This is a genomic window from Henriciella mobilis, from assembly GCF_003576285.1.
Taxonomy (GTDB): domain Bacteria; phylum Pseudomonadota; class Alphaproteobacteria; order Caulobacterales; family Hyphomonadaceae; genus Henriciella; species Henriciella mobilis.
In genome coordinates, this window is sequence record NZ_QWFX01000005.1 from 1 (window position 1) to 14811 (window position 14811).

Annotated in this window: 13 protein-coding genes; 4 read left to right on the forward strand and 9 right to left on the reverse strand. The window is 61.6% G+C overall.

The window, feature by feature from the left end:
- Window positions 1-352: 352 nt before the first annotated feature.
- The 5 genes from recF to D1223_RS00055 all read right to left on the reverse strand — a co-directional run bounded on the left by recF (window position 353) and on the right by D1223_RS00055 (window position 5846).
- Window positions 353-1462 carry a DNA replication/repair protein RecF gene (recF, locus tag D1223_RS00035; RefSeq protein ID WP_119374373.1) on the reverse strand — a complete coding sequence of 370 codons (1110 nt, stop codon included), beginning with the start codon at window positions 1460-1462 and terminating at the stop codon, window positions 353-355.
- Window positions 1463-1471: 9 nt separating this feature from the next.
- Complete coding sequence (dnaN, locus tag D1223_RS00040; protein ID WP_119374374.1) at window positions 1472-2590, reverse strand: DNA polymerase III subunit beta; 1119 nt, start codon at window positions 2588-2590, stop codon at window positions 1472-1474.
- Window positions 2591-2766: 176 nt separating this feature from the next.
- Window positions 2767-4233 carry a DnaA ATPase domain-containing protein gene (locus tag D1223_RS00045; protein WP_119374375.1) on the reverse strand — a complete coding sequence of 489 codons (1467 nt, stop codon included), beginning with the start codon at window positions 4231-4233 and terminating at the stop codon, window positions 2767-2769.
- A 464-nt stretch (window positions 4234-4697) separates the two neighbouring features.
- Window positions 4698-4961 (reverse strand): 30S ribosomal protein S20, encoded by a 264-nt coding sequence (gene rpsT, locus D1223_RS00050; RefSeq protein ID WP_119374376.1) that lies wholly within the window; start codon window positions 4959-4961, stop codon window positions 4698-4700.
- Window positions 4962-5069: 108 nt separating this feature from the next.
- The gene (locus D1223_RS00055; RefSeq protein ID WP_119374377.1) at window positions 5070-5846 is read right to left on the reverse strand and encodes an enoyl-CoA hydratase; all 777 of its coding nucleotides are present in this window, start codon (window positions 5844-5846) and stop codon (window positions 5070-5072) included.
- A gap of 103 nt (window positions 5847-5949) precedes the next feature.
- On the opposite strand from D1223_RS00055, the gene D1223_RS00060 reads away from it, so the two are divergent.
- Window positions 5950-7881: a gamma-glutamyltransferase family protein gene (locus D1223_RS00060; protein ID WP_119374378.1), complete on the forward strand. Its 1932-nt coding sequence runs from the start codon at window positions 5950-5952 to the stop codon at window positions 7879-7881.
- 6 nt (window positions 7882-7887) lie between these two features.
- On the opposite strand, the gene cysQ is transcribed toward D1223_RS00060, so the two are convergent.
- The 4 genes from cysQ to D1223_RS00080 all read right to left on the reverse strand — a co-directional run bounded on the left by cysQ (window position 7888) and on the right by D1223_RS00080 (window position 11221).
- Window positions 7888-8682 (reverse strand): 3'(2'),5'-bisphosphate nucleotidase CysQ, encoded by a 795-nt coding sequence (cysQ, locus tag D1223_RS00065; RefSeq protein ID WP_119374379.1) that lies wholly within the window; start codon window positions 8680-8682, stop codon window positions 7888-7890.
- A gap of 39 nt (window positions 8683-8721) precedes the next feature.
- On the reverse strand, window positions 8722-9684 hold the full coding sequence (locus tag D1223_RS00070; protein ID WP_119374380.1) for a Gfo/Idh/MocA family protein: 963 nt from the start codon (window positions 9682-9684) through the stop codon (window positions 8722-8724).
- Window positions 9685-9785: 101 nt separating this feature from the next.
- On the reverse strand, window positions 9786-10406 hold the full coding sequence (locus D1223_RS00075; RefSeq protein WP_119374381.1) for a histidine phosphatase family protein: 621 nt from the start codon (window positions 10404-10406) through the stop codon (window positions 9786-9788).
- Window positions 10406-11221 (reverse strand): 3-deoxy-manno-octulosonate cytidylyltransferase family protein, encoded by an 816-nt coding sequence (locus tag D1223_RS00080; protein WP_119374382.1) that lies wholly within the window; start codon window positions 11219-11221, stop codon window positions 10406-10408. Before D1223_RS00080 ends, D1223_RS00075 begins: the two co-directional genes overlap by 1 nt.
- 260 nt (window positions 11222-11481) lie before the next feature.
- Between D1223_RS00080 and D1223_RS00085 the strand changes: the two genes are divergently transcribed.
- From D1223_RS00085 to cysN, 3 genes are all read left to right on the forward strand, one after another.
- Window positions 11482-11775 carry a hypothetical protein gene (locus tag D1223_RS00085; RefSeq protein WP_147372613.1) on the forward strand — a complete coding sequence of 98 codons (294 nt, stop codon included), beginning with the start codon at window positions 11482-11484 and terminating at the stop codon, window positions 11773-11775.
- A 137-nt stretch (window positions 11776-11912) separates the two neighbouring features.
- Window positions 11913-12818 carry a sulfate adenylyltransferase subunit CysD gene (gene cysD / locus D1223_RS00090; RefSeq protein ID WP_199288188.1) on the forward strand — a complete coding sequence of 302 codons (906 nt, stop codon included), beginning with the start codon at window positions 11913-11915 and terminating at the stop codon, window positions 12816-12818.
- Window positions 12818-14722, forward strand: coding sequence for a sulfate adenylyltransferase subunit CysN (gene cysN / locus D1223_RS00095; RefSeq protein WP_119374385.1), 1905 nt, complete (start codon window positions 12818-12820; stop codon window positions 14720-14722). The genes cysD and cysN overlap by 1 nt, the downstream gene beginning before the upstream one ends.
- Window positions 14723-14811: the final 89 nt, after the last annotated feature.

Sequence of the window (14811 nt, forward strand, 5' to 3'; positions counted from 1 at the left end):
TTTCTGGATTCGAGCTGACCTTCCGTCCGCGTGGTTCGACTTCGCTCACCATGCAGACTGATGTTTCAAACAGCCCTGAGCGCGATCCATCGCGAAGCGGGGATCAAAAGAAAAGACAGCCCTGAGCGCGATCCATCGCGAAGCGGGGATCAAAAGAAAAGACAGCCCTGAGCGCGATCCATCGCGAAGCGGGGATCAAAACCAGCACGCCGCAGCCCGCCGGGTTTGCGGACGCAAGTGCAGCCTGTTTGCTGATTTGATCCCGTATCGGCGCTGGCGCGCCTCACATGGATCGCGCTCAGGGCTGCCGATCCATCGCGGAACAACGTGGAACAAGGATCAGCCCCGGGATTCAGGCCTCCTTTGCCTCACCGTCCCTGACTTCAAACCGCTGCGCGCGGTCCCCGAAGGCTTCGAAGAGGAAGGCTTCCGTGCCCGTCAGCCAGGCCTGGCCACCCAGCGCGCAAAGCTCGTCGAACAGGGCCGCGCGGCGGTCGGCATCGAGGTGGGCAGCGGCCTCGTCCAGCAGCAGGATGGGGGAGGGGCCCTCGCCGTCCTTCGCCAGCGCGGCGGCTGAGGCGAGGATGAGCCCGATGAGCAGCGCCTTCTGCTGGCCGGTCGAGGCGTCGCCCGCAGGCATACCCGTCGGGCGGTGGATGACGGCAAGGTCGGTACGGTGCGGCCCGGAAAGCGTCCGCCCGGCGGCCATGTCGCGGCGGCGCCCGGTGCGCAGGGCCTCGGTCAGGGTTTCGAAGATGGTCTTGAAGTCCTCGCCCGCCATGGCGGCCTGCTCGGCTTCGCCATCGAGGGAAAGGTCGCCCTTCGGAAAGAAGCCCTCGGGCCGGGCATCGACGGCAGCTTGCAGCGCTTCCAGGACATGGGCGCGGTTCACCGCGATCTCGGCGCCGGCCTCGGCCATCCGCGTCTCGATCGCATCGGCCCAGGCCGGGTCGACATGGCCGCGCTCGAGCAGCGCATTCCGCTCGCGCATCGCGCGTTCGTATCGCGCTGCCGCCGTGCCGTGCGAAGGGATATGCGCCATGACCTGCCGGTCGAAAAAGCGCCGCCGGTCGGACGCTCCGCCCCGGAACACCCCGTCCATGGCGGGCGTCAGCCAGACGATGCGGATCAGTTCGGCAAGGTCGGAGGCCTGGCTCGGTGCGCCATCGATCCGCACGACGCGCTTGGAGCTGGTGCCGTCGGTTTCCAAGCCGACGCCGATCCGGCGGTCATCGACAGTTGCCGAGATGGTCCAGGCGCCGCCGGCATCGTGGCGGGCAAGATCGGCGAGGGTCGCGCTTCGGAGCCCGCGTCCGGGGCCGAGCTGGGAGACCGCTTCGAGCAGGTTCGTCTTGCCCGCGCCATTCGGGCCGAACAGGCAGACATGCCGACCATCGAGATCGAGCGACAGCGTCTCGTAATTGCGGAAATCCTTGAGGCGCAGGCGGGTAAGGGCGGTCATCGCCCCCGCTTACACCCGAAGCGGCATGAGCACATAACGGCAGGCCGCATCGCCCGGATCGAGGATCAGCGCCGGGGAGGCTGGATCATTGAGCAGGAATTCTGCGTCCTCGGCTTCGATCTGGGCGGTCACGTCGAGCAGGTATTTCGCGTTGAAACCAATCTCCATTGGCTCTTCGCCATAGTCGCACTCGATCTCCTCGTGGCCCTGTCCGGTCTCGGCGGAGTTCACCGCGAGGATGACCTTGCCCGGTTCGATCGACAGCTTCACCGAGCGCGAGCGTTCGGCCGAAACGGTCGAGACGCGGTCGACGGCGGCTTCGAAGGACTTGTTGTCGATGACAAGGCGCTTGTCATTGCCCTTAGGAATGACGCGCGCATAGTCCGGGAAGGAGCCGTCGATGAGCTTGGAGGTCAGGACGGCCCGGCCGGCGCGGAAGACGATCTTGGTTTCCGAAACAGCGATCGAGACGTCGCCGTCGACCTGGTCGATCAGGCGGCGCACCTCTCCGATCGCCTTGCGCGGGACGATGACGCCTTCAAGGCCCTCGGCGCCTTTCGGGGCCGGGGCATCGGCGAGCGCCAGGCGGTGGCCGTCAGTCGCGACCGTGCGCAGGACCTTTTTCCCGTCGCCATCGGCGGCGTGGAAATAGACGCCGTTCAGATAGTAGCGGGTTTCTTCGGTCGAGATGGCAAAGCGCGTCTTGTCGATCAGACGGCGCAGGTCGCCCGCATCGAGGTCGAACTTGATGGCGCTGTCATCGCCGGTCATGGTCTGAAAATCGGTTGCCGGCAGGGTCGGCAGAGCGAATTGCGAGCGGCCTGACCGGATGGAAAGACGGCGGTTCTCCGGGTTCAGCTCCAGCTCGACATCGGCGCCAGCTGGCAGCTTGCGAACCACATCGAAGAGCGTTCCGGCCGGTGCGGTGATTGCGCCCTCGCTGGACACCTGGGCATCGGCGCTGTCTACCGCCTCTATGTCGAGGTCGGTCGCCACGAAGGTGACTTCCGGCCCTTTCGCCTCGATCAGCACGTTGGACAGGATCGGAATCGTGTTGCGCCGCTCCACCACGTTCTGCACGTGAGACAGTGCGTTCAGGAGGTCGCTTCTCTCGATCGTCAACTTCATCAATCAGCCCATATGCCGAGGCGGTCTTCCGGTCGCCGCCTTGTCCTCGTTGCCTGTAACCGTTCCGCCGAATGCGAATCGGCCCGCTCCTCGAAAGAAGCGGGCCGGATACCCTTGTCAAAATTGGCCAAATTGCAAGCCCCCGTCAGCCGGTTCAGGGCCGGATTCTGGGGAAATCAGCAGTTGCCTTCAGCCTGTATCTCGAAGACCATCTCCCGGACGCGCTCGACATCGCGGATCATGTCCGGATCGTCCTGCATCTCTTCCTTCACCTTGCGCCATGCATGCAGCACGGTCGTGTGGTCCTTCTTGTTGAAGGCCCGGGCGATCTGGGGATACGACTTGTCGGTCATTTCCCGGCAGAGATACATGGCGATCTGGCGTGGATAGCAGATCGAGCGGGACTTGTTGGCGCTTTCGATCTCGGTCTTGCTGAGCCCGAAAACACGCATCGCTGCCCGCTTGATATTGTCGAGCGACGGGGCCTGATACTCGCCCTGCTGGCGGCGGAGCACCGTGACCAGCATGTCCATGTCCGGCTCAACCTCGCCATAGCCGGTTTCCGTCTGCAGCGTCCAAAGGACACCGCACAGCTCCCGGCCGGGGCCGCGAACGGTCGACACGATGCGGTCGATCATTTCCTCGGTCAGCTCGAAGTTCGGCTGGTCCTCGCGGATCATCGCAGCGTGAAGACGCACGATCTCGCGGCGCATTTCCTGGTCCGGGAGGCCGACCTCGCTGGAAGCTGCGCCCATGATCTCGCCGCGCATGCGCTGGGAAAAACCTTTCAGGTCACCTGGTGCCTCATCAGCTGTCAGGACGACGCGTCCGCCCTCCTTGGTGACAGACCGGATGGTCGCGAAGAAGGCATCGTCCGTCTTGGCCTTGCCGGCGATCCACTGAAGGTCGTCGATCAGCAGCAGGTCATTGTTACGGACCCACTTCTTCAGGTCGCGCGTGTCGCGGGCCATGGCGCCATCGACATAGGCGGTGACGAATTCTTCCGCGGTCATGTAGGTCACGCGGCGTCCATCATCGAGATGCAGGACGGCGTTCTCGATGGCGCGCAGGATATGGGTCTTGCCCGTGCCCTGCCGGCCATAGATCAGAGACACATCCGCGCCGCGCTTTCCGCCGACAATCTCCATGGCGAGGCCGACGGCCCGCTTGTTGGTGTCACCGGTAACGAGGTTGGCGAATGTCATGCCCGGCACGCCCTCAGAACGCTCCGTACCGGCGGTCTCTTCCGCATTGACTGTCTGCCGCTTTTCGACCGACCAGGGATTGTCGACGAGATCGCGTGTGCTGGCCGGAATATCCTTCCAGCAAGCGATCTGCAGCGCCCGGCCCTTCGGATCCGACTTGCGCCAGATGCGTTTGAGCAGCGGACGATGATTGCTGTTGATACGGTCAAAAGCGAGCTGGTCTCGTGCAGCAATCAGGACAACGTCATCGACTTCCGCAACAAAGCGCAGATCCGCGATCCACTTGTCGAAGTCCTCGGCAGGAATCCGAACGCGGGTATCGTTCAAAACCGTATCCCAGATCTCCTTGCCGCGATGAACATCCTTGCCGTCTTTGCCGGTCTGTCCATCTTCGTGTCCGTTCTTGCCCCATCTGCCAGATTCTTCATGGCGCCCCATAGGAACTTCCCCTTTCCTGTGTTTTTCTGTTCCATCTCCTGTTGCCGATCAGAACACGCGAACCCTGTTCGGATCCTTCGGGATCCGTCACCAAAATACTCGGTACAGGGACTTTTTTCCGTCGCGGGTTAACTAAACCACACGGCTTCAGAGCCTGTCCAGCTGACTTTTTTCCAATTTAGGTGAGAAACCATCTTGAAACTCTTGTGACGGCCGAAAACCGCAAAAGATTCAAAGAAGAAAAAAATACACAAGGCTGCTCATTTTAATGCAAACGCATCGTACCCATTATTTGTACGCATTATGTTCTGTCAACTTTTTGGCCTCTAAAAGCCTGTGAAAATCAGCCTTTTTGTTATCAGGTTTGCATCCTTGTCACGTTTGTTTCAGGCAGCAAAAAACCTGCATGGCGAGCCATGCAGGTCTTGCATTTTTGCAGTTTTGTGAACACGCCTGAAGCGTGTTCAGCCCATCGCTTTCACACGTGCGGAAAGGCGGGAAATCTTGCGGGCCGAAGTGTTCTTGTGAATGACACCCTTGCCGGCAGCGCGCATGATTTCCGGCTGGGCTTCCTTCAGCGCTTCGGCTGCGGCCTTCTGGTCACCGGAAGCGATCGCTTCCTCGACCTTGCGGATATAGGTACGCATGCGCGAGCGGCGCGCAGTGTTCACTTCGGTACGGCGCGCGATCTTGCGCACCATCTTCTTGGCTGAGCGGGTATTCGCCATCAATAACTCCTGAGTGTCCGGTCGGACGCAAGCGGCGGACATACCCAAAGGCCTCAGTGCAGTCAACCGGAACAAGCGGCCATGTCTGCATAAAGCGCGATGAGGCGCCTAGCGGTTGTTGAAGTGCGGCTCGCGCTTCTCCACGAAGGCTTCCATGCCTTCCTTCTGGTCTTCGGTCGCGAACAGGGAATGGAAGAGACGCCGTTCGAACATCACACCCTGGCTGAGCGTGGTTTCATAAGCGGTATTCACCATTTCCTTGGTCATCATCGCAGCAGCGCGCGGCATCGACGCAATCTTGCGTGCAACGGTGCGGGCTTCCTCCAGCAGGTCGTCTGTCGGGACGACGCGGGAGACAAGGCCGCAGCGCTCGGCTTCAGCGGCGTCCATCATCCGGCCGGTGAGGCACATTTCCATCGCCTTGGACTTGCCGGCAAAGCGAGTAAGGCGCTGGGTGCCGCCTGCGCCGGGTGAAACGCCGATCGTGATTTCCGGCTGGCCGAACTTGGCATTCTCGGCGGCCAGGATGAAGTCGCACATCATGGCCAGTTCGCAGCCGCCGCCCAGCGCATAGCCGGACACAGCCGCGATGACCGGCTTGCGCATGCGTGAGGCGCGCTCCCAGTTCCGCGTGATGAAGTCTTTATAGTATGCGTCGAGATAGGACTGCTCGCGCATTTCCTTGATGTCTGCGCCTGCCGCGAACGCTTTCTTGGACCCGGTTATCACAATGCATCCGATCGAGGCATCGGCGTCGAAGCGATCAAGTGCCTCGGTCAGTTCATCCATCAGCTGATTGTTGAAAGCGTTGAGCGCGTCTGGCCGATTGAGGGTGACGATCGCGATGGCTTCGTCGACTTCGGTCAGAAGTGTTTCATATGCCATGATGGGTTCCGTCTTGTGTCCTGCTTGCTTTTTGCGGTCTCCGCCGCAAGTCTCGCGTGGCATACGGGAATATGCGTCCGGCGTCGATAGGGAGTGACCAGTCATGAAATTCACCAGCAAACTGACCGTAATCGCGGTGGCATGTGCAGCGCTCGCCCTGTCGGGGTGTGTTTATGTGCAGGCATCATCCAGCGACCGCGCCGATGAAGAGCGCGTCCAGGCCGCGCCGCCCATTATTGCCGAGGCTCCAGCGCTCGACACGGCGACGGGGCCAGGAGACCGGATGCCTTCCGGGCGGGATCTCGGCGTCCGTTCAGCTGTCGTTGCACCGAATGCGGCTGCCGCGACCGCCCATCCGCTGGCCACTCAGACAGCGCTCGACACGATGAAGGCGGGCGGCAATGCGGTTGATGCGGCCATCGCCGCAAACGCCATGCTGGGCCTTGTCGAGCCGACAGGAAACGGCATTGGCGGTGATCTGTTCGCCATCGTCTGGGATCCGAAAACCCAGCAGCTCTACGGCTATAATGGCTCCGGCCGCTCAGCCATGGGCGCGACCCTGGAAGACATGCAGGCCAAGGCTGACGAATTCATGGACGGCGAGGAAATCCCGCCATACGGCGCGGCCTCCGTCACCGTACCGGGCACGGTCGATGGCTGGTACGCCCTGCATGAGCGCTTCGGTAAGCGCCTAATGAACGAGAACCTCGAACCGGCGATCCGCTATGCCCGCGAAGGTGCGCCGATCCCGGAAGTCATCGCCTTCTATTGGAGCTATGGTCCGAAACGGTATGCGCCGGCATATGAAAGCGGCATGCTGGAAGAGTATGATAATGCGAAAGAGACCTATTTCTCGCCGACCCCGGTCGAGGGCTCGCTTTTCCGCAATCCAGACCTCGCCGACACGCTGGAGCGCATCGCCTATAAGGGACGCGACGAATTCTACACCGGCGAGACGGCCCACATCATGGCCGACTATTTCGAGCGGATCGGCGGCTACCTCACCTATGAAGACTTCGCGAACCATGAAGGCGAATGGGTCGAGCCGCTTTGCGTCACTTATAGAGACGAGGTGAAACTCTGCGAGCTGCCGCCGAACACGCAGGGCGTTGCCGCGCTCCAGATGCTGCAGATGCTTGAGCGGTTTGACCTACGCAGCATGGGCTTCGGCTCGGCCGACAGCCTGGTCGCGCAGATCGAGGCCAAGCGCCTTGCCTTCGCTGACCGGGCCAAGGGTTATGCCGACCCGGAATTCGCGGGGATCGATCCGAGTGTCTTCATTCGTGAAGGCTACAACGCTGAACGTGCCGGCCTGATCGATATCAAAAAGCCGATGGCCAGCGTTGACGCCGGGATGGACTTTGCCGCGGATGCCAAGCTTGAAGACGGTGACACGACCTATCTGACCGTCACCGACAGCGACGGCATGATGGTGTCGCTGATCCAGTCAAATTACCGCGGGATGGGTTCCGGCCTTGTGGCAGACGGGCTGGGGTTCATGTTCCAGGATCGCGGCCAGCTTTTCAGCCTGGATCCGGACCACCCGAACGTTTTCGAGCCCGGCAAGCGCCCCTTCCATACGATCATTCCGGCCTTCGCCTTCAAGAAAGACATGCCCGGCTGCCAGGTCCGCGCCGTCGCGCCGGAGCTGGCCTGCCCCTACGAGCCGTGGATGAGCTTCGGCCTGATGGGCGGGGGCATGCAGCCGCAGGGCCATGTCCAGATCATCCTCAACCTCGTCGATTTCGACATGGGTCTGCAGGAAGCCGGTGATGCGGCCCGTTGGGAACATAGGGGCGGCTGCGAGCCGACGGATGATTACACCGGCGATGCCTGCGAAAGCGACATGGGTGTTGTCCACCTCGAAAGCGGTATTCCGGAATCCACCCGCGCCGAGCTGGAGCGCCGGGGCTATACGGTCGAATGCTGCGACGCTAATGGCGGCGGCTACCAGGCCATCGCTCGCGACTTCAACAGCGGCGCCTGGATCGCGGCGACCGAAATGCGCAAGGATGGCAGCGCTGACGGCTACTGAGCCAGGTCAGGTCGGTGTGACGTCGCCATAGACGATGAAGTGGGGATTGTCGTAGCCGCGCTCGCGCTTTCCATAACGCAGCGGCTCGCCATCCTCGGTGAGCACGCGCCCGCCAGCGGCTTCGGCGACCGCCTGTCCAGCGGCGGTGTCCCATTCCATGGTGCGGCCCATCCGGGGGTAGAGGTCGGCTTCACCTGCGGCGAGCAGGCAGAACTTCAGCGATGAGCCCGCCGAGATAATCTCGCTGACCTTGAATTTCTTGAGAAAGGCGTCGGTCTGCGGCGAGCGGTGGGACTTGGAAGCTATCGCCGTCAGGCCTTCGTCCGGGCAGCGGCGAATGTGCAGTGGCATGCGGGCATCGCTGGCCGGCACCGGCTCGCCGGGTTTCACGTCCGCCTGCCAGGCCTTGTCAGGGCCTTCGGCGACGAAGAGGCGATTGATGGCGGGAGCGTAAACGACGCCCATCACCGGTTTGCCGTGCTCGATGATGCCAATATTGACGGTGAACTGACCGTTCCGGTTGATGAACTCCTTGGTTCCGTCCAGCGGGTCGACCAGGGCGAAGCGGACGCCATGCTCTGGGATATAGCCGGCGGAAACGGACTCCTCGGCGATGACGTCTAGGCCCGGCTCTGCCTCGGCCAGCCCTTTCAGGATCAGCGCTTCAGCCTTCTCGTCTGCCTGCGTGACCGGAGAGGCGTCATCCTTGCGGTCGACATTGAAGTCGGTCGCATAGACTTCCATGACGGTCTTGCCGGCATCGAGCGCAATGCGCGCCAGCTGGTCTCCAGTGATTGTCATTCGGATTCCCTCGGGTCGGTTCTGGTCAGGCAGGCGGGCTTATGCCCACGTTTCGGTGGCGGCGCAAATCCGCTGGGCGATATTCATCGCATCGAAGGCATGGTGGCTGGTTCCGTGGCAGATGCTGCCCCGGCCAGCCAGCGCATCGATGAATTCCGCCAGTTCCTGGTCGGCAAAATCGATCCGGGTAAATTCGGACACGGACTCGGCAGGGTTGGGGCGCGGCGTTCCATCCCGGTCACGGCTCAGCGGTGCGTGGATCAGCATTTCCGGTCCGTAGGCTTCAAGCCCCGGCAGGTGGCCGTCGAGCCAGACATAGCCTTCCTCATAGCCCAGTTCGAGGCGGAAGGTCTGGCGCCAGGATGTGGCCGAGGCATGAAGCTGCGCGAGTGCACCCGAACCAGCTTTCATGATGGCGAACAGGTTTGAGCCGCTGCCCGGCTCGTCCGGCGCCATCGCCTTGACGCTTTCGAACGGCCCGCAGAACAGGTGCAGCAGGTCGAGCATGTGAATGCCGTGGCCGATCAGGATTCCCTGCTGTTCGGCGTCGGCACTCGGAAAGCCGGCGTGGCCATAGACGGCGCGGGCGGTCAGCAGCTTGCCATAGGGTTCGGCGCGAACGAGATCGACAGCGGCGCGGACGCTCTCATGATACCGCAGCGAGCATCCGAATTTCAGGATGGCGTCGCTGTCGCGTTCGGCGCGGCGCAGATTGATGATGTCCTCGACACTCAGTCCGCCTGGCAGCTCGCTGAGGACGTGAATTCCCGCGCCGAGCGCCCACAGCGATGCGGTGGCTGCAAGGTGCGGGGGCAGGGCGAGGATCACGGCATCGATGCGGGCCGGGTCAAAGGCTTCTCGCCAGTTGTCTTCGGTGAAGTTTGCGACATCGTCAGGCGCCCAGGTGCTGACAATCTGCGCGCCCGCATGGCGCGCGATGGCCTGGCAACGCTGGGCAGCAAGCTGGCTTTTTCCAAGAATGGCGAACCGCAGCGATGACATTGGTGACCTGGGGACTCTCTACTCTGGCCATCCGCCTAGCGCCAATGACCGGGGGCGGCAACTCCCGTCTGCGGTCGCTCGGCATGTTCGCCCGGTTGGCCTCAAGGCCGCACATTCCAGGCCGCAAGAGTCGCCACGCCGCCTTCCAGCCGGACCTGGGCAAAGGCGCCGGTCTTGAGCTTGAGGTCAGTGGATTCCGGCAAGTCCGGAGCGGTCTCGACCACTTGTCGGGCAAAGCGGGCAATCCCGTTGCTGGTCACGACAAGGACCGGGCCATCATTCTCGGCCTGTCCTAGCAGGATGAACAGGTACTTCCAGTTCTGGGCAAGGGCGTCTGGATCAACGACCCAGCCGGGCGGGGCGATGGCTTCATGCTCCCAGCGGTCGAGGGCGTCCTGGCCGATGCGGGCGACCACTTTGTCCTCAGGCTGGTTCTCGTCCGGCCCATAATCGATCTCGCGCAGGAAATCGGCAATCTCCAGCGCCGGGGGATTGGCCTGGGCAGCGCGTATGGTATCGGCGGTCTGGCGCGTGCGCTTCAGCGGCCCGGCAATCGTGCGGGAAAAGACGATGCCCTTGTCGCGGAAATAGGCGCCAAGCGCGTCGGCCTGCGCCTGTCCGGAGACAGACAGGTCTAGATCGGTTCGTGCGCCGACCCGGGTAACGGTGTCACCCTTGTCGAACGTGTTGCCGTGGCGGACGATGTAGATATCACGCGGCATCAGCGAGGGGCGTCCATCGGATCGCCGTGCTCGGCAATCAGTTTCTCGGCGAACGTGGCATCTTCCGGCGTATCGACGCCCCACATGGCATTGGTACCCGGCTCCACAGCCACGGCCTGGATGGTCATGCCATTCTCAAGGAACCGCAGCTGTTCCAGCCCTTCCAGCGCTTCATAGTGACCGACAGGAAGGCTGGCGAAACGTTCAAGCGCATCCATCCGGAAACCGTAGAGCCCGATATGCCGCCAGACGGGCGACAGGGGTCCCTGCTTGCGCAGCGCGTCTTCCTTGCGGATGGCCGGGATGATCTGTTTGGAAAACCAGAGGGCCATGCCGTCTGCCCGGCGAATGCAGCTGGTGCCGCTGAAGGGTTCGCGCTTCTTCTGCTCGCGGATCGTGTCGAGCGCCTCCCAGTCCAGCTGCACAACCGGCGTCACCACGTCGGCGGTTCCGGTTTCGGCCGCATCAATCAGGGCGCTCAGATAGCCGGGCGGCGTGAAAGGTGCGTCGCCCTGCAGGTTGAGAATGAAGTCGGGACCAGAGCCGTGCGCGCGGGCTGCCGCCAGGGCGCGATCGGTTCCTGACGGCAGGGCCGGATCGGTCAGCAGCGCCGGCGCCCCAATCGCCGCAGCGTGGTCCATAATCGCCTGGTCATCGGTTGCGATGACATAGTCTGTATCTGCTCGCATCGCTGACACACGCGCCGCGATATCGGCCACCCGCGACACCAGGGAATGACCTGCAATCACGTGAAGCGGCTTTGCCGGAAACCGGGTCGACCCGATCCGGGCGGGGATGACGATGAGCGTTTTCAAGGCTCTTTATTCTCCTTCTGGAGGTCCGGGTCTGCGCGTGCACCGGCGAACCGTCAAGGGAAATTGGGTGCGATGTTTCTGCGTACCTGCAATCCAACATGGCTGTTCTGACCAGAACTTGTTCAGGGCGTGGAAAAAGTGTCATCAGAACGAATTAAAGGTAGAGAATGGCGCGCCGGAATAGTTGTCTCAGCGCGTGGACGTGAACGCTTGCCGGTGGAGTCATCCAGGGTTTTTGCGTCCATCCATTGAAGCATACCGTGACGATTGGACTTGTGGTGATGGTCGAGTTTCGTTTCATAATCTTGGCACTTGTCGGCTTCGGCGCGGTTCTTGGAGCTGTGTTTTTCGGTGTCGTTGTCATCGACACCCAGATCGCTCCGGAAGTGCGGCAACTGGCCTTTTATGGGTCGAATGTCGTTATTTTGCTGGGACTCATGATCTCTATTCTTGCCGTTTTCCTTCGCAGGCACGCCATAGAAGATGTCGCTTCGGGAGTGATGAATCATAGCCCGATCGACAGGTCGTCCGAACGGCGCGAGGCGGTTGAGTAACCTTCGGCCGGCTGGGCATTGCGGCTTCGCAGCACTCGCTCGGTTTAGAAAAACACTACGTCTGTGTTGATCGTCCCTGCATTGTCGGTGGGTATCGCGCTTGTTACCTACCCCGGCATTCGCGATAAACCGGACGTATCATGACAGAGCTTACCCACCTTGACCGGCTTGAGGCCGAGAGCATTCACATCCTGCGGGAAGTGGCTGCGTCGACCCGCAACCCGGTCATGATGTATTCCATCGGCAAGGACAGCTCGGTTATGCTGCACCTGGCCCGCAAGGCCTTCTATCCAGGCCCCATTCCGTTCCCGCTGCTGCACGTCGATACGACCTGGAAGTTTCGCGAGATGATCGAGTTTCGCGATCGCCTCAAGGAAGATCCCAAGACCGACCTTCTGGTCCATATCAACCAGGAAGGTGTCGAGCAGGGGATTGGTCCGTTTACCCATGGCTCTGCACTGCACACCGATGTCATGAAGACACAGGCTCTGAAGCAGGCCCTCGACCAGCACCAGTTTGACGCGGCGATTGGCGGGGCGCGACGCGATGAAGAGAAATCGCGCGCCAAGGAGCGGATATTCTCCTTCCGCTCGGCGCAGCATCGCTGGGATCCGAAGAACCAGCGCCCGGAGCTCTGGTCGCTCTACAATACCCGTATCAAGCCGGGCGAGAGCGTTCGTGTCTTCCCGCTGTCGAACTGGACCGAACTCGATATCTGGCAGTATATCTACCAGGAAGATATCGAGATCGTGCCGCTCTATTTCGCGGCCGAGCGCCCGGTCGTCGAACGTGATGGCATCATGGTCATGGTGGACGACGACCGCCTTCCGCTTGAGCCAGGCGAAAAACCCGAGATGAGAAAAGTCCGGTTCCGCACACTTGGCTGTTATCCGCTGACCGGTGCCGTCGAGTCAGAGGCGTCGACGGTCACCGAAATCATCGAGGAAATGCTGCGCACGACAACCTCAGAGCGCGAAGGCCGCGCCATCGACAAGGACGCGCCCGCCTCGATGGAGATGAAAAAGCAGGAGGGGTATTTCTGATGGACGGATACGCAGCCCCCCAATTCGCCGATATCGAGACCTATCTCGACAGCCAGCTGAAGAAGTCGCTTTTGCGCTTCATCACCTGCGGCTCGGTGGATGATGGCAAGTCGACGCTGATCGGCCGGCTTCTCTACGAGTCGAAGATGATCTTCGACGACCAGCTGGCGTCCCTGAAGAATGAATCGAAGAAGTTCGGCACGCAGGGCGAGGAGATCGATTTCGCCTTGTTGGTCGATGGCCTGGCCGCCGAGCGCGAGCAGGGCATCACCATCGATGTCGCCTATCGCTTCTTTTCGACAGACCGGCGCAAGTTCATCGTCGCTGATACGCCCGGCCACGAGCAGTACACCCGCAACATGGCCACCGGGGCATCGACGGCCGATCTCGCCATCGTGATGATCGATGCGCGCAAGGGCGTGCTGACCCAGACCCGCCGCCACAGCTTCATCGTGTCGCTGCTCGGCATCCGTCACGTCGTCCTGTGTATCAACAAGATGGACCTCGTCGATTACGACCAGGCGACCTATGACAAGATCCTCGCCGAATATCGCACGTTCGCTTCAGATTTCGGCTTCGACAGTATCCAGGCCATTCCAGTATCGGCGCTCGCTGGCGATAATGTCGTCACCAACAGTGAGCGCACGCCCTGGTACGATGGCCCGCCGCTGATGGAGTATCTCGATACGGTCGAAATCCGTTCCGATATCCGTGACAAGGCTTTCCGGATGCCGGTGCAATGGGTCAATCGGCCAAACCTCGATTTTCGCGGCTTTGCCGGCCAGGTCGTATCGGGCAGCATCCGGCCCGGCGAACGGGTGCGGGCTCTCCCATCCGGCAAGGCCAGCACGGTGTCGCGTATCGTGACAATGGATGGCGACCTCGATGTCGCCGTGGAAGGCCAGTCAGTGACGCTGACGCTCGCCGACGAGATCGACATTTCCCGCGGCGACGTCCTTTGCGCGGACCAGGACCCTGCGGAAGTCTCTGATCAGTTCCAGGCGACGATGCTCTGGATGTCAGACAGCGCCATGCTGCCGGGCCGTTCCTATGTGATGAAGATGGGCGCCCGCGAGTGCCAGATGCAGGTCACCGAGGAAAGGTACCGCATCGATGTGAATACCCGCGCCCATGAAGCCGCCAAGACGCTTGGCCTCAATGAGATCGGCGTGGTGAACATTGCGCTCGACCGCGAGGTCGCTTTCGATCCTTATAACGATAACCGCCGCATGGGCGGTTTCATCGTCATCGACCGGATGACGAATGAAACCGTCGGTCTTGGCCTCATCAATTTCGCCCTGCGCCGCGCGTCCAACATTCATCGTCAGTCCCTCGATGTGTCGAAAGAGCTGCGCGCGTCGATGAAGGCTCAGAAGCCAGTGATCCTCTGGTTCACAGGCCTTTCCGGCGCCGGCAAGTCGACGGTGGCCAACATTGTCGAGAAGCGCCTCGCTGCGATGGGCAAGCACACCTATACGCTCGACGGGGACAATGTCCGCCATGGGCTCAACAATGACCTCGGTTTCACCGATGCCGACCGTGTGGAAAATATCCGCCGCGTGGGCGAGGTCTCGAAGCTGATGATCGATGCCGGGCTAATCGTGCTCGTTTCCTTCATCTCGCCCTTCCGGGCCGAACGCCGGATCGTGCGCCAGATGGTGGAAGAGGGCGAGTTCTGGGAAGTCTTCGTCGATGCACCTCTGGACGTTGCTGAAAGCCGCGACGTGAAGGGCCTCTACAAGAAGGCGAGGGCTGGCGAGATCAAGAATTTCACCGGGATCGACAGCCCCTATGAGCCGCCGCTTGAGCCGGAAATCCATCTGGAAACGGACAAGCTCTCCCCTGACGAAGCTGCGGAAGTCGTGATCCAGCGTCTGACCGAGGCCGGACTGCTCAGCCAGTAGCTGGACATGTCTCCCATTGTGGGGCCTGTGGTTGAGTTGCTCGCACGAATGTGCAGAGTAACTTTCGCGCTTGGGGGGTGTTTTAGTTG

Excerpts from the sequence above, each read along its gene's own strand:
- recF (WP_119374373.1), bottom strand. The coding sequence starts at position 1,462 with ATGACCGCCCTTACCCGCCTGCGCCTCAAGGATTTCCGCAATTACGAG.
- dnaN (WP_119374374.1), bottom strand. The coding sequence starts at position 2,590 with ATGAAGTTGACGATCGAGAGAAGCGACCTCCTGAACGCACTGTCTCAC.
- D1223_RS00045 (WP_119374375.1), bottom strand. The coding sequence starts at position 4,233 with ATGGGGCGCCATGAAGAATCTGGCAGATGGGGCAAGAACGGACACGAA.
- rpsT (WP_119374376.1), bottom strand. The coding sequence starts at position 4,961 with ATGGCGAATACCCGCTCAGCCAAGAAGATGGTGCGCAAGATCGCGCGC.
- D1223_RS00055 (WP_119374377.1), bottom strand. The coding sequence starts at position 5,846 with ATGGCATATGAAACACTTCTGACCGAAGTCGACGAAGCCATCGCGATC.
- D1223_RS00060 (WP_119374378.1), top strand. The coding sequence starts at position 5,950 with ATGAAATTCACCAGCAAACTGACCGTAATCGCGGTGGCATGTGCAGCG.
- cysQ (WP_119374379.1), bottom strand. The coding sequence starts at position 8,682 with ATGACAATCACTGGAGACCAGCTGGCGCGCATTGCGCTCGATGCCGGC.
- D1223_RS00070 (WP_119374380.1), bottom strand. The coding sequence starts at position 9,684 with ATGTCATCGCTGCGGTTCGCCATTCTTGGAAAAAGCCAGCTTGCTGCC.
- D1223_RS00075 (WP_119374381.1), bottom strand. The coding sequence starts at position 10,406 with ATGCCGCGTGATATCTACATCGTCCGCCACGGCAACACGTTCGACAAG.
- cysN (WP_119374385.1), top strand. The coding sequence starts at position 12,818 with ATGGACGGATACGCAGCCCCCCAATTCGCCGATATCGAGACCTATCTC.